The sequence below is a fragment of the Roseivirga sp. AWQ4_251 genome (assembly GCF_056158225.1).
In genome coordinates, this window is sequence record NZ_JBSWSW010000001.1 from 1,430,651 (window position 1) to 1,444,983 (window position 14,333).

General features: G+C 40.7%; 10 protein-coding genes. 5 read left to right on the top strand and 5 right to left on the bottom strand.

What is annotated here, in order from left to right; genetic code table 11:
* Positions 1-16: 16 nt before the first annotated feature.
* Genes ACXACJ_RS06385 through ACXACJ_RS06400 form a run of 4 tightly spaced genes read left to right on the top strand, consistent with a single transcriptional unit; the run spans position 17 to position 5,598 of the window.
* On the top strand, positions 17-1,618 hold the full coding sequence (locus ACXACJ_RS06385; protein WP_475133501.1) for a sodium:solute symporter: 1,602 nt from the start codon (positions 17-19) through the stop codon (positions 1,616-1,618).
* An 8-nt stretch (positions 1,619-1,626) separates the two neighbouring features.
* The gene (locus ACXACJ_RS06390; RefSeq protein ID WP_475133502.1) at positions 1,627-2,619 is read left to right on the top strand and encodes a carbohydrate kinase family protein; all 993 of its coding nucleotides are present in this window, start codon (positions 1,627-1,629) and stop codon (positions 2,617-2,619) included.
* A complete protein-coding gene (gene pgmB / locus ACXACJ_RS06395) occupies positions 2,619-3,269 on the top strand; it encodes a beta-phosphoglucomutase (protein WP_475133503.1) in 651 nt (216 codons plus the stop codon). Before ACXACJ_RS06390 ends, pgmB begins: the two co-directional genes overlap by 1 nt.
* A gap of 31 nt (positions 3,270-3,300) precedes the next feature.
* A complete protein-coding gene (locus ACXACJ_RS06400; protein WP_475133504.1) occupies positions 3,301-5,598 on the top strand; it encodes a family 65 glycosyl hydrolase domain-containing protein in 2,298 nt (765 codons plus the stop codon).
* 75 nt (positions 5,599-5,673) lie between these two features.
* Here the strand turns inward: ACXACJ_RS06400 and ACXACJ_RS06405 are convergent, their stop codons facing one another.
* The gene (locus ACXACJ_RS06405) at positions 5,674-6,888 is read right to left on the bottom strand and encodes an acyl-CoA dehydrogenase family protein (protein WP_475133505.1); all 1,215 of its coding nucleotides are present in this window, start codon (positions 6,886-6,888) and stop codon (positions 5,674-5,676) included.
* Between the two features lie 63 nt (positions 6,889-6,951).
* Between ACXACJ_RS06405 and ACXACJ_RS06410 the strand changes: the two genes are divergently transcribed.
* Positions 6,952-7,920 carry a tryptophan 2,3-dioxygenase family protein gene (locus ACXACJ_RS06410; protein WP_475133507.1) on the top strand — a complete coding sequence of 323 codons (969 nt, stop codon included), beginning with the start codon at positions 6,952-6,954 and terminating at the stop codon, positions 7,918-7,920.
* Positions 7,921-8,038: 118 nt separating this feature from the next.
* Here the strand turns inward: ACXACJ_RS06410 and ACXACJ_RS06415 are convergent, their stop codons facing one another.
* The 4 genes from ACXACJ_RS06415 to ACXACJ_RS06430 all read right to left on the bottom strand — a co-directional run bounded on the left by ACXACJ_RS06415 (position 8,039) and on the right by ACXACJ_RS06430 (position 14,136).
* Positions 8,039-11,308 carry an amidohydrolase family protein gene (locus ACXACJ_RS06415; RefSeq protein WP_475133509.1) on the bottom strand — a complete coding sequence of 1,090 codons (3,270 nt, stop codon included), beginning with the start codon at positions 11,306-11,308 and terminating at the stop codon, positions 8,039-8,041.
* 131 nt (positions 11,309-11,439) lie between these two features.
* A complete protein-coding gene (locus ACXACJ_RS06420; protein WP_475133511.1) occupies positions 11,440-11,655 on the bottom strand; it encodes a PLD nuclease N-terminal domain-containing protein in 216 nt (71 codons plus the stop codon).
* A gap of 39 nt (positions 11,656-11,694) precedes the next feature.
* Positions 11,695-12,198 carry an N-acetyltransferase family protein gene (locus ACXACJ_RS06425; protein WP_475133513.1) on the bottom strand — a complete coding sequence of 168 codons (504 nt, stop codon included), beginning with the start codon at positions 12,196-12,198 and terminating at the stop codon, positions 11,695-11,697.
* Positions 12,199-12,336: 138 nt separating this feature from the next.
* Positions 12,337-14,136, bottom strand: a complete 1,800-nt coding sequence (locus ACXACJ_RS06430) for a glycoside hydrolase family 2 protein (RefSeq protein ID WP_475133514.1) — start codon at positions 14,134-14,136, stop codon at positions 12,337-12,339.
* Between the last annotated feature and the right edge of the window lie 197 nt (positions 14,137-14,333).

A 14,333-nucleotide genomic window follows, 5' to 3' on the forward strand; every position in this document is an offset into this window, starting at 1 on the left:
TTTAACTTTTCTCTCCATGTTAGATTTAATTGGCCTCGACTATGCCATCATAGCGGGGTACTTTGTGGTGGTCTTTGGTATTGCCGCCTGGTCCACTTTTAAAGAAAAAGTTAACGCTTCATCATCCGATTATTTTTTAGGAGGTAAGAACGTTGGCTGGTTTGTAATAGGCGCTTCCTTATTCGCTTCAAATATTGGTTCAGAACATTTAGTGGGGCTTGCTGGCTCAGGTGCAGGCTCTGGAGTAGCAGTAGGTCAGTTTGAAGTAATTGCAGGCTTTATGCTCTTATTACTCGGTTGGGTTTTCGTTCCTTTTTATGTCAAAAGTGGCGTCTTCACCATGCCCGAATTTCTTGAAAAAAGATATTCAGCAGGAGCCCGATCTTATCTAACATGGGTTTCTATTATTGCCTATATTCTTACTAAAATATCGGTAACCATTGCTGCTGGAGCCATTGTTTTCACTGCTCTTGGAGTTGATTTTTGGACGGGTGCTTTAATCATTGTGGTGGCCACAGGGATTTACACGATTTTCGGAGGATTAAAAGCTGTATTGTATACAGACATGATTCAGATGTTTGTGTTGATAGGCGGAGCCATTGCCGTTACGGTTTTCGGTTTACAAGCTTTAGGCGGTTGGGGTGAATTGAAGGCTACCGTTGGCGACAGTTATTTCGATATGTGGCAACCTATGGATCACCCTGATTTCCCTTGGACTGGAATTCTTTTTGGTGCCCCGATTTTAGGCTTGTGGTATTGGTGTACGGATCAATATATCGTTCAAAGAGTGCTTTCTGCCAGAGATATTGAACAGGCTAGAAAGGGAACCATTTTTGGCGGATTTTTAAAGATGCTTCCGCTTTTCTTATTCGTTCTTCCTGGTATTATCGCTTATGCACTTTCTCAAAAAGGAATTGTAGAATTGGAAAGCAACGACCAGGCTTTGATCGTAATGGTGAAAGCTATGGTGCCTGCTGGTTTGCGCGGTTTGGTAATTGCGGGCCTTTTAGCCGCTCTTATGAGTTCTTTATCTTCTGTATTTAATTCATGTTCTACCTTGTTTACCATTGATGTTTATAAACGATGGAAACCAGAGACTAGCGAGAAGAAGCTTGTTGTTATTGGTCAGGTAGCAACCGTAATCATGGTAGGAATTGGTCTGGTATGGATTCCATTTATGGCCAATGTTTCCGATCAGCTGTTTGTTTATCTGCAAAGTGTACAAGGCTATATTTCACCGCCAATCGCTGCAGTGTTTTTATTGGGTATTTTCTTCAAAAGGCTTAATGCTCAAGGCGCTATGGCTTCATTGCTTACAGGCCTAGTTTTGGGTACTTTAAGGTTTGTTCTTGAATTGAATAAAGATGCACTTTCTCCTGGTTTGCTATATGAATACGCCTCAGTGAATTTCTTGCATATCGCGATATTCCTATTCATTATCTGTTCTTTTGTGCTTGTGGTTGTGAGTTTACTAACTCCAGCGCCAGCGCCAGAAAAAACCGAAGGAATTACCTATAAAAGAGGTCAGAAAGTAGAATCGGCAAACAAGTCGAAGGATTTACTACTTACTATTATATTGATCGTTGTGATCATTGCACTTTGGATCTATTTTAGTTAGAATAGAATATGAATAATTCATATAAGGTAGCCGTTTTGGGGCCAATTCCCAGAGACCATATTACAACCCATAAAGGTGAGGTTATTGAGAAGTACGGATGTATTACACATCCAACTATTGGTTTGGCGCAATTGCTTGCCGGTCAAGGCACGGTTTATCCCATTTCACACATTCGCAAAGTAGATATGGAAGCGGTAAAGGAGATCTTTGCTCCTTATAGCGCTATTGATATGAATGGGGTAAGCGATGAAGCCGACAGTGGTGATGTAATTAAGCTGAAGTTCCTAGACCAAAATTTCAGAGTGGAAAAACAAACGGCATTTATGAATCCCATAATGCCAGCCGATGTTGAAAATTTCACAGACTGTGACGTTTTTGTGTTTGTGCCCATTACTGATCACGAAATTGCTTTGGATACCCTGAAGTTTTTGAAAGAAAACAGTTCCGGAACCATTATTTTCGATGGACATGGCCCTACACATACCATGACCATTGGAGGAGATAGGCATAAGAAGTTTTGGGTTGAAAGGGATATGTGGTTGCCTTATATCGATATCCTAAAAATGAACCTTGAGGAATCTTGGTGCACTTGGTTTAAGCATGAATATGCCGAAAGTGAACTTACCGATTTACTCGATAATATTGGTCACGATCACTTGGTGCCTATGGCCGATTATATCCTCGATAGAGGTCCAAAAGTATTGATTATTACAACGGATTCTTCTGGATGTAAGATTTTCACCAAGAAAAACGGAGAGTTGCACGAAGAATTTGTGCCTTCAATTTTCATGGATAACGTGGTAGATACCACCGGTTGTGGCGATTCTTTTGCTGGCGGACTTGCTTATGGTTTGCTAGGTAGGGAAGAAGAATATAATATTGCAGCCATGTATGCCAATGCTCTTGGAGCTCAGCGCACGCAAGGAAGCACTTTCGAAGTGTTCAAAACCTTATCTGAAACCGAAGCGATGATTCGCAATAATTACCCTGATTTTAAATAATGAGCTTACCAAAAGCCTGCATTTTCGATCTGGATGGTGTTATAGTTGACACTGTTCCAGCTCACTTTATTGCTTGGAAAAGCATAGCCGATGAGCTTAACATTCCTTTTGACGAAACCGCTAACGAAGCCCTAAAGGGCGTTAGTAGAGTTGATTCCATGAAGAGAATTCTTGCCATTGGAGGAATTGAAAAATCGGATGCTGAAATTCTAGATTACACCACTCGCAAGAATGATCTGTACGTTAGCATTATCTCCAAAATGACTAAGGACGATATTCTGCCTGGAGTACTTGATTTTATGGATTTATTAAGAGTTAACGGAATAAAAATGGCCGTGGGCTCTTCAAGCAAAAACACACCTACCATTTTGAAATGTATAGGTTTGGAAAACGATTTCGATACCATTGTGGATGGAAATCAAGTAACACATTCCAAACCCGATCCAGAGGTTTTCCTGAAAGGAGCAGAAAGAATGAATGAATCGCCAGAAGATTGCCTTGTTATTGAAGATGCTATTTCTGGAGTTGAAGCTGCTCTCAATGCAAACATGAAATGTATTGGCATTGGAGATTCTCAAGTTTTAGCCAAAGCTACCGTAGTATTAAAATCTCTTGAAGAAGCAGACCTACGTTTGCTCCAAAACTTATAATAGTCTTATATTCCCTTAAGAAACGCGTATTATGAAAGACTACATCAAACACCACGAATGGTCTATTATTGAAGAAGGTTTTGTTCCAGAATACAACTGTATTTCGGAAAGTATTTTTAGCCTTGGCAATGGACTTTTTGGCCAGAGAGCCAATTTCGAAGAGCATTATTCGGGTGAAACTTTACAAGGAAATTACATCGCTGGAGTTTACTATCCTGATAAAACCCGTGTGGGTTGGTGGAAGAACGGTTATCCGGAATATTTTGCTAAAGTATTGAATGCCAGTAATTGGATAGGTATTCATATTGAGTTTGAAGGTGAAGTTTTCGATTTACACACTTGCAAAGTCAGCAATTTCAAAAGGGAATTGAATATGAAGGAGGGCTGGTTAGAGCGCTCTTTTAAGGCTGAATTGCCAAGTGGTAAACAAGTAAAAGTTACTGCCAAACGCTTCTGCAGTATGGTGAGAACCAGGGTAGGAGCTATTCGATATGAAGTCACTCCTTTGAACTTTTCTGGCGAAGCCAAAGTAACGCCTTTTGTAGATTTCGATGTGGTGAATAAGGACTCGAACTACGATGAAAAATTCTGGATAGAGCAAGAAAAGAAGGCTGATGAAGGATTTTCTTATGTAGTGGCCAGCACCAAGAAAACTGATTTCTGGGTAGGCACAGGAATGAAGTATCAAATTGAAGGTGAATGGGAATCTACCGCGTCAACACCTTCTGAAAAGGAGAAATATGTAGAAGTTGCCGAAGTAGGAAATGTTACAAAGGGAGCTTCTTTTACCATTTTTAAATACGCTTCCAATGTGTCGTCTTTAAACCACGGCAAAAATGTTTTGGCTTCCGTGGCCGAAAAGGAAGTGACCGAAGCTTTTGAAGAAGGTTTTGAGAAAATGTTGGCTTCTCATATGCGCGCTTGGTCTAAAAAATGGGAGCAAAGCGATATCACTATCGAAGGTGATATTTCAGCGCAACAAGGCATCCGTTTCAATATTTTTCAATTAAACCAGACTTATACTGGCGAAGATGAAAGATTGAACATTGGGCCAAAAGGATTCACCGGAGAGAAGTATGGAGGAAGTACTTATTGGGATACTGAGGCTTATTGTTTGCCTTTCTATTTAGCTACTTCCGATAAGGAGGTTGGCCGAAATCTGTTGCTTTATCGCTATAAGCATTTGAAGAAAGCCATCGAAAATGCAGAAAAACTAGGTTTCAAAAATGGAGCCGCGCTGTATCCAATGGTGACTATGAATGGCGAAGAATGCCATAACGAGTGGGAAATCACTTTTGAGGAAATTCATAGAAACGGAGCCATAGCGTATGCCATTTACGATTACATCAATTACCACGATGATCAAGATTACTTGATTGAATATGGTCTTGAGGTTTTAATCGGCATTTCGCGTTTCTGGGCTCAACGTGTTTCTTGGTCTGAGAACAAGAAACAATACGTAATGCTGGGTGTTACGGGGCCAAATGAATACGAAAACAACGTTAACAATAACTGGTACACTAGTAAAATTGCCCTCTGGACTTTAAAGTACACGCTTGAAGGTTTGGAGAAATATGAGGGAAACAAGAAGCTTTCAAATCTTCTGAAAAAAGTAGATTTCAATTCGAAAGAAGAAGTTAAGCACTGGAAACATATTTTAGAAAATATGTATTTGGGCTACGATGAAGAGCGTGGTGTTTTCCTTCAGCAAGATGGTTTCTTGGATAAGGAATTAATTCAGACCAAAGACTTACCAGCTTCTGAAAGACCAATAAACCAGAAATGGTCTTGGGACAGAATTCTTCGTTCGTGCTTCATCAAACAAGCGGATACTTTGCAGGGGGTTTACCTTTTTGAAGATGAATTCGATGTAAAAACGATTGAAAGAAACTTCGATTTCTACGAGCCTATGACGGTTCATGAGTTTTCACTTTCTCCTTGCGTACACTCAATTTTGGCTTGTAAACTAGGAAGAAAAGAGAAGGCCTACGAAATGTACTTGCGCACGGCTCGTCTCGATTTGGACGACTATAATAATGATACCGAAGACGGATGTCATACCACGAGTATGGCGGGTACCTGGATGGCCTTTGCTAAGGGTTTTGCAGGCATGAGAGTCAGAGAAGGTAAACTGCATTTCAATCCTGTTTTACCAGATCATTGGAATGGTTATTCTTTCAAAATTAAGTTTAGGGAGCGCAACCTTAAGATTAATGTGAAGAAGGACAATGTGAATATAGCCAATGAATCGAACCAGCCATTGAAGGTTTATCTATTTGGAAAGGAACATGAATTGAAAGCAACGGGTAAGGTGATTGTACCTTATTAGGATATTGCATATTCATTATAAAAAAGGCCTGTGTCGAATGTTCAACACAGGCCTTTTCATTTATGTTCTTATGGTTTACTTAAATGCTGGAATTCCGGTAATTTCTGCACCTAAAATCAGCAAATGGATATCGTGCGTTCCTTCATATGTTACAACAGATTCAAGATTAGCCATGTGGCGCATCATTGGATATTCGCCTGTAATTCCCATTCCGCCATGCATTTGTCTGGCTTCTCTGGCAATGTTCAGCGCGGTTTCTACGGCATTGCGTTTCGCCATAGAAATTTGAGAAGTAGTAGCTTTTCCTTCGTTAAAAAGTTGGCCTAAGCGGAAGTTCAATAACTGAGCTTTTGTGATTTCAGTAAGCATTTCAGCAAGTTTTTTCTGCTGAAGCTGGAAAGAACCAATTGGCTTTCCGAACTGATGCCTTTCAGCACAGTATTTTCTTGCCGATTCATAACAATCCATGGCAGCACCTATGGCTCCCCAAGCAATGCCATAACGAGCAGAATCAAGGCACATCATAGGAGCACCCAATCCACTTTTACCTGGAAGCAAATTTTCCTTAGGTACTTTCACATTATCGAAAACCAATTCACCGGTAGCGCTAGCCCTTAGCGACCATTTGCCATGCGTTGTTGGCGTTGAGAAACCTTCCATGCCGCGTTCTACAATCAATCCATGGATTCTTCCTTCTTCACTCTTAGCCCAAACAACAGCGACATCGGCATGAGGAGCATTTGAAATCCACATTTTTGCACCATTCAAGAGATAATGGTCGCCCATATCTTTAAAATTGGTGGTCATGCCAGAAGGGTTCGAACCATGATCAGGTTCTGTAAGTCCAAAACATCCCAGCATTTCTCCTGAAGCTAGCTTTGGAAGGAATTTTTTGCGTTGTTCTTCGCTACCGAACTTGTAAATCGGGTACATTACCAAAGATCCTTGAACAGAAGCGGTTGATCGCATGCCAGAATCACCTCTTTCAATTTCTTGCATAATTAGGCCATAGGCGATGTAGTCCATGCCTCCGCAGCCATATTCTTCGGGCAATTGAGGGCCAAAAGCACCGATATCTCCAAATTTCTTTACGATTTCAAGCGGGAAATGCGCATTTTCGGCCCAGCTTTCAATGTAAGGCGAGATTTCCTTTTTAACGAAATCACGAACGGCACCACGAACGAGTTTGTGCTCTTCAGAAAGCAAGTCGTCCATGCCATAAAAGTCGGGATGTTCGAACGTATCTTGCTTAGACGATTTTTGAATTTTTACACTTTCGTTCGCGTTCATAGGTTTTTGGTTTCTAATTTAATAACTCACAATTTTACACGGCTCTCCGTGTTATGCAAACGTATGAACAACCACGAAATCGACCAAAATATATTAGATAGAATTAAGAAGCTTGAGGCTAAATATGAATCTATGGGGCAAGATATGACCTCGTATTTGGACGGCCTTTTACATGCGGATTATCTAAAATATTGGGATTATATAAATCTGGATTCGCTTTTGGGAATGCAACAGCCCAAAACTCATTTTCCTGATGAAATGATTTTTATTATCTATCATCAGTCTACCGAACTTTATTTTAAGCTGGTTTTGTGGGAAATGAAGCAGCTACAAGAAGCTGAACATCCGAATGCGGAGTTCTTTACAACGCGCTTAAAGCGAATGAACAACTACTTTAAATTTCTGTGCCATTCCTTTTCAATTATGATAGAAGGCATGGAAAAAGAGCAGTTTCTACAGTTCAGAATGTCGCTTTTGCCTTCCTCAGGTTTTCAGTCGGGGCAATATCGAATGATTGAAATCAATGCTACCGACATGATCAATTTGGTGAACCTGGACAAGCGCGATGAGTTTGATCCCTATTCATCGATAGATGAATTGTATGATTGTATATATTGGAAAACGGGCGCTACGGAACTTAAATCAGGGAAGAAAACGCTGACACTTGAACAGTTTGAAGAGAAGTATTCCAGACAATTTATTCATTTAGCTGAGGATGTGAAAAGTGTGAACTTGAATCAACTTTACTTGAGAAATTATGAAGGAGTGGAGGGGTCAGAAGCACTGGTTTCTGAATTGAGGCAGTTCGATTACTTAGTGAATGTAGAATGGCCTTTGATGCATTATAAATCGGCTGTTCGTTATTTACAGCGCAATCCTTCGGATATTAAAGCTACTGGTGGCACAAATTGGCAGAAGTATCTTCCTCCTAAATTTCAGAAAATCACATTTTTCCCAACGCTTTGGAGTGAACAAGAACATGAAAACTGGGGAAAACCTTGGGTTGAAGAAAATGTATTGAAGACGGTTTAAAGATGTCTTTCTACTTTTATTAAAAGAAAGAAGCTGTTTCAATCATAAATTTTGGAAGAGACCCTGAAGGAAATTCAGGGTTATCCCAAGCAGATTAATTGAAACAGCTTCTTAAGTTTTACTTTTTAATGCCAGGCACATCTTTTGGCTCGGCATCCATCCACCACAATTTTGGCAATGGTTTTTTCATAGGATACACCTCATCTAAAGTGTTGGCTTCGTATAAACGGCCATTTTTCATCACATATTGAAGGTCTTTAGAGTTTTTGATGTTATCCAATGGGTTGCTGTTTAAGATCAAAAGATCGGCAAGTTTTCCGGTTTCTAAACTTCCCAAATCGGTATCTAAACCAATGGCCATTGCACCTAAAATAGTTGCAGCTTTAAGCGCATCATGTTCGCTCATTCCACCTGACTGCATGGCCCAAAGTTCCCAATGGTAACCCAGTCCTTGAAGTTGGCCATGGCTTCCGATTCCGGCTCGGCCACCCGCCTCAATTAAGTCTTTAGCAAATAATGATTCTTCTTCAAAAACGTATTCTTCTTTCATAAACCAGCCATCGTTTCTTCTTCTTGTTCTTGAATCCAGGTTATGGTGAGGCATAAAATGGTTCAGTTTAGCATCGCCATGAGGGTTTTCTGTAGCATAGAAGTAGTTTTCAGTCCATGGGCCACCATAGGCTACCAAAAGGGTAGGCGTATAGGCTGTTTTGGAGAAAGCAACTAAATCGATTACATCTTTATACAATGGGAAAACCGGGAAAGAATGCTCGTGACCAGGGTAGCCATCGATTACCTGCGTAAGATTTGCTTTGAAATCTAAACCACCTTCGGTTGTTGGCATAATGTTTTGCTCACGAGCCGCTTGAATGAGCCACTGTCTTTGTTGGCGGTTACCAGCACCGTACATTTTGATGGTTTTGGTGTTGTAGTAACTGCTGTAGCGTTTCATTACTTTTTGAGCATGCTCTAAGCTGCTAATGTTTTCGCTTGAGAAAATACCAGGGCCCGTTGAGTAGATTCTAGGACCAATTAACTTGCCAGCGTCCACTAAATCACCATAAGTAAGAACATCCGTGGTAGCGGTTTGCGGGTCACGTGTGGTGATTACCCCAAATGCCAAATTGGTTAGATAAGGCCAAAATTCGCCTCTGTGTAGGTTTACTGGCACACGGAAATGAGAATGCGTATCTACAAAACCAGGTACAATCGTTTTTCCACTCATGTCCATAACAGTGGCTTTGCGATCGGCAGAAAGATTCGTTCCTATTTGTTTAATTCTGTTGTTTTCAATCAGAATATCTCCTTTTTCTATAATCTCATCACCTTTCATGGTAATGATTCGGGCATTCTTCAACAGAATTGTTCCTTCAGGTAAATCTCTAGTTGCTTTTACATCTATTCGATTTTCAACAGGCTTGTATTCTTTCTCTTTTTCCTCTTTCTTTTCTTCTTCTGTTTGTGCTTCTTTTTCTGCTTCAAAAGCCTTAGCAGCTGTTAAATCATATACCACATGAGCGTTTCCTACTGCCCAATGCACTTTGGTGCCATCAGCACTCCATGCCGGAAATTGCCCACCGATATCGGTAAGCTGACGCGAAGGGAAAGCAGCGCTGGATGGATTGGCTACAGAAATACTTGGAGCTTCATCGCTTACCTGAGGAACAGTAACTACGAATAAGTCATTGACAACCTGAGCCAAAGCTTGATCGCCTTCAGGTGCCATTTTGATAAGCGAAGCGCTTGGTGCGTTGCTAGAACCAGCGGCAGCTTTTCCTTTGATTTGAACATGGAACTTCTCATCGGTTCCATCCCAGCGAATAGAAGAAAGGCCTCTATAACCAGAAAGATAAATTCTGTCGGAACTCTTTACAAAATGAGGACTACTTCTGCCATTTGAATACGCAATGAAGTTGTCTTCAGAACCTTCAGAAGAAACCCAAACTAAGTCGCTGGTTCCTCTAAAGGCCGTTCTTTGAAGTGCTTCGCGGAAGTCTTGAGAATGGCCTTTGATCAATACAATTTTAGAACCGTCATTCGACCAAGCTGGATTTTGATAAACAGCATTACTTTTATTCAATTGAGTCAAGTTTCTGCCGTTAGGCCTAACCTTGTAAACTTTACCGCCCTCTGGCTGCCAAGTTACAAAGGCGATCCATTCACCATTTGGCGACCAAACTGGCTCTGCTTGAGTTTCGTCAAGTTTGACTAGTTTTTTAGGTTCACCATTTGGCAAATCCATTACATAAACCTCATTTAATGCAGTAAAAGCCAATTGTTTTCCATCAGGTGAAGGTGTAATGTCCCTGATTTGGGTTATGGTGAATTCTTCTGAATCGGAAATTGGATAGCCAAAATCCAAAAGTGGACCCATTTCGATATTTGAGTTTACTCTGAATGGAATTTCTGAAGCTTGTTTTGAGCTGACATTGATTTTCCAGATTTTTCCTCCATAAGAAATTACGATGTTTTGATTGTCTGGAGTCCAGGAAAAACCAGGCAGTGCATCCCGAGAAGCTCTTGATTCTTGATCATCGTGCTGAATAGGGTAGGCCAACCAACTTTCGTCTCCTGTGGCTAAATCGCGAAGAATAAGACCTGTTTCTGCATCGTGTCGCGTGGCGTAAACCAACCATTTTCCATCGCTCGATGGCGTTGGGCGGAAAGCAGAACCATATCGGGAACTTTGGGTGATGATATCTCCGGTTTCTCTGTCGTAGGTCGCAATTTGATATTGTGGCATGGGCGCATTGTATGTCCAAAGGCCGTTGCGTTGCGAAAACCAAACGTATCGATCTCCTTTTCCAAATGCTCCTTCAATCATTCTGAGGTTGCTTGGTTCGTCTACCAAAGCTGTTCCCGAGCCACCATCTACATGGTAAAGCCAGATTTTATGCATTCCTCTTGCTTGCTTTGAGGCGATCATATATTTGCCATCGGGAGTCCATTCTGGAGATTGATAACTGCTTGAATTGCCTTTGGTGATTTGCTTGGTTTCTTTGCTCTGCAAATCCACGGTCCACACATTTTCTCCTCCGGATTCATCGGAAATGAAAATTACTTTTTTCCCGTCAGGGCTGAACCTAGGCTGGCTGTCGAACTGCATGCCTTCGGTAAGTTTAGAGGCTGTTCCGCCAGAAATGGGCATGGTGTAGAGGTCGCCAAGAAAATCAAAAACAATTGTTTTTCCATCAGGGCTAACGTCTAGCGCAATCCATGATCCTTCAGTTAAATCAAAATTGAAAGTTCGTCCTGGCTCAAGAGGAAGGCCTTTCTTTTTCTTATTTTCTTTTTTTGTGGAGTTGGCTTTTGCATCATCTTGAGCAAATCCGTTTAATGTTGCTGAGAGTAGCATCAGCGCCATCAAAATTCTTCCGATGGTCTTCATAAAATTGTTGCGTTGTTTGAGTTTGGAAACTAGTTCCATTTTTAGCCACAACCAATTTTTATGATGTGAGTGGGAATTGATGTATGTGGAGGTGTTTAAGTGCTTACGTTTTTGGTGTGGAGTATATGAAGCTATGATTTTTTGCCATCGCGACCAGCAAGCCAATAAATGATAGACCCTACTACAGGAAGCACCATAATTAACACTACCCAGATGATTTTAGATTCTATGGGTTTGTCGCTTTTAAGGCAGTCGAATAGAGCCACGACCCAAAAAATGATGAATATGATGATGAGAATGAAAAAGATTTCGGCTCCTCCAGGAAGTCCAATCGTATATAGATTCATAAAAGTGGTTTATATGTTAACCTGAAAATAAAGGCGTTGTTAGCCAATGCCAACAATTTTGCTTCTTCTTTCCAATAATAATGTATCTCGCCAAATGCCATTCATTTTGCCGACTTTTTCGCGGAATCCGATTTCTCTAAAGCCGTTTTTCAGGTGTAACTGGGTACTAGCGGTGTTTTCTCGAAAAATACCCGCCTGTAAAGTCCAAATGCCTTCAGATTCACTTTTTTCAACTAAGTTTTTCAATAGAAACTGACCGACTCCTTTGCCTCGGTGCGACTGAGCAATGTAAACGCTTACTTCGGCCACGCCAGCATACACACAACGGCCAGAAACAGGGGTTAATGCGGCCCATCCACAAACTTCTTTGCCTAGTTTGGCCACAAATCTGCACTGTGGCATATGGCTTTTGTCCCAAGCTTCCCAACTGGGAATTTGAGTTTCGAAAGTGGCTTGTCCCGTGTCTATACCTTCTTTGTAAATTCTAGCTACATGAGCCCAATCTGTGGGGTCTAAATCGCGAAGTGCAAGTTTTTCAATCATGTTCATAAATCTGAAGTATGATAAAATGAAGATAAGGGATTTTGAGAATGCTGTATGCTGTGCCGAGAAAGACTTTTTCAGAAGGCATAAAAAAAGCCTTCGTTTTGGCGAAGGCTTTTCATGACTTGAAGTTTTTATCTATTTGTTTTCTTGTTTTTTACTCTCATAAAAAGATTGTAAAACGAAGAAGGCTTTCTTTTTCTCCCCATTTTCAGAAATAAGGCCTTTACGATTCCAGTAATCTTGAATTTTAGGAAGAGCTCTTCGTGGAGAACGGAAATCCATCAAAACCCATGGTGAAAAACCTTGAAGCTGATCGATTCTGCTTACCATTTTCAAAGTTTCTTCATAGAGGTATTCTTGGTATTCTTCAGAAAAGCGTGTGAGTTTATCGGCATGGAAACCGTACTTGGCACCAGCGCCAAATTCAGAAATCAAAACAGGTTTATTGATATCGATTTTCCATGAAATTTTCTCGCTTTTGTCTGGCAAACCATCATACCAACCTACGTACTGATTAAAGCTTAAAACGTCCACTACTTCAGCATATGGATCGTGAATTGTTTTTGTGTTTGGATCCCCATTGTAGCTGCTTTGCTCTAATGCTGCACTGATCAAGCGAGTTGGGTCGAGGCGTCTGGTAGTTGCTGCCAATCTTTTAAGAAATGCATTTCTTTCAGGGCGAACTGGAGTTTCATTGGCCATAGACCAAATGATAACGGCCGCTCGATTTTTATCACGCTGAATAGCTTCGGTAAGCTGATTCTCTGCGTTGGCGTAAGTTTCTTCGTTTGTCCAATCGATGGTCCAATACACTGGGATTTCTTCCCAAACCATGATTCCCATTTCATCGGCCAATCTTAACATATGCTCGTTATGTGGGTAATGTGCCAAACGAACATAATTACAGCCCAATTCTTTTGCCCATTCCAATAGTTGTTTTGCGTCTTTCAAGCTGCTTACGCGTCCACCGCCTGGTCTTTCTTCATGAATAGAAATACCTCTTAAGAATACTTTTTTTCCGTTGAGAAGAATCTCTGTGCCTTGGGTAGCAATGGTTTTGAATCCGATTTGATCGGTTAATGTTTCTTCATTGGTTTTGAAGTTTACTTCATAACGTTTTGGGCTTTCAGGCGACCATAGTTCAAGCTTTTTTGCTTTTAGTTTGAATGAAGCTTTTCCTTGCGCATCCGTAGTCAATTGTTCATTAACCTTTAATTCTGGAATGTTAACGGTTACTTTTTGATTGGCTTTGGTATCCCCATTTAATTGAATAGTACCCTCAATTGTACTCGACTTAAGGTCAGTTAAAGCCAGTTTATAATCTTCAACATAGGTCGAAGGAGTTTCGACCACCTTTACATCGCGGGTAATTCCGCCATAATTCCACCAATCGGTGTTCAATGTTGGCACACCTTCCGCATGACGCTTGTTATCTACTTTAACCACAACAAAGTTTTCGTCTTTCAAAAGGTTGGTTACTTCGTAATAGAAAGGAGTGAAGCCACCAATGTGTGTGCCCAACTTTTTGCCGTTTAGGTAAACTTCAGCCTTGTAATTTACAGCTCCGAAATAGAGGAATTGTCTTGTGTTATTTTCCTTATTCTTGTAGTCAAAGCTCTTTTTAAACCAAACTGTACCTTCATAATAGAAGAGTTTTTCGTCTTGAGTATTCCAGTCATTTGGAATGGTCATGGTAGGCGAAGTGTCGAAATCGTATTCGATTAAGTCGGTTTTATCATTTGGCTTAGAATTCAAGAAAAAGGCCGCTCTGGCTGGGTTCTCGGATTGGTCGAACGGTTCATAACGATAATTGTAATAGCCGTTTTCGTAAGGGTCTACAATGTAATTCCATTCCCCGTTTAAACTTACAGATTCCCTGTTGTATGAATTAATCAATCGATTTTGTTGAGCAGTTGCACTGAATTGAACTGCCATTGAACCAATGAGAAATAAGAGAAATAATTTGGATATACTACCTAATGATAGGTTTGATGGGCTTTTTAGCCGCCATTCTTTCTGAAGTGTTATCATTGAACTTTGCGCGTCTTTTTACAATAATTGATAATATGCTAAGCTAAAACACGCAATCGATTTAGTAAACAAAAATCGTATCTCTTTTACCAATGGAAATT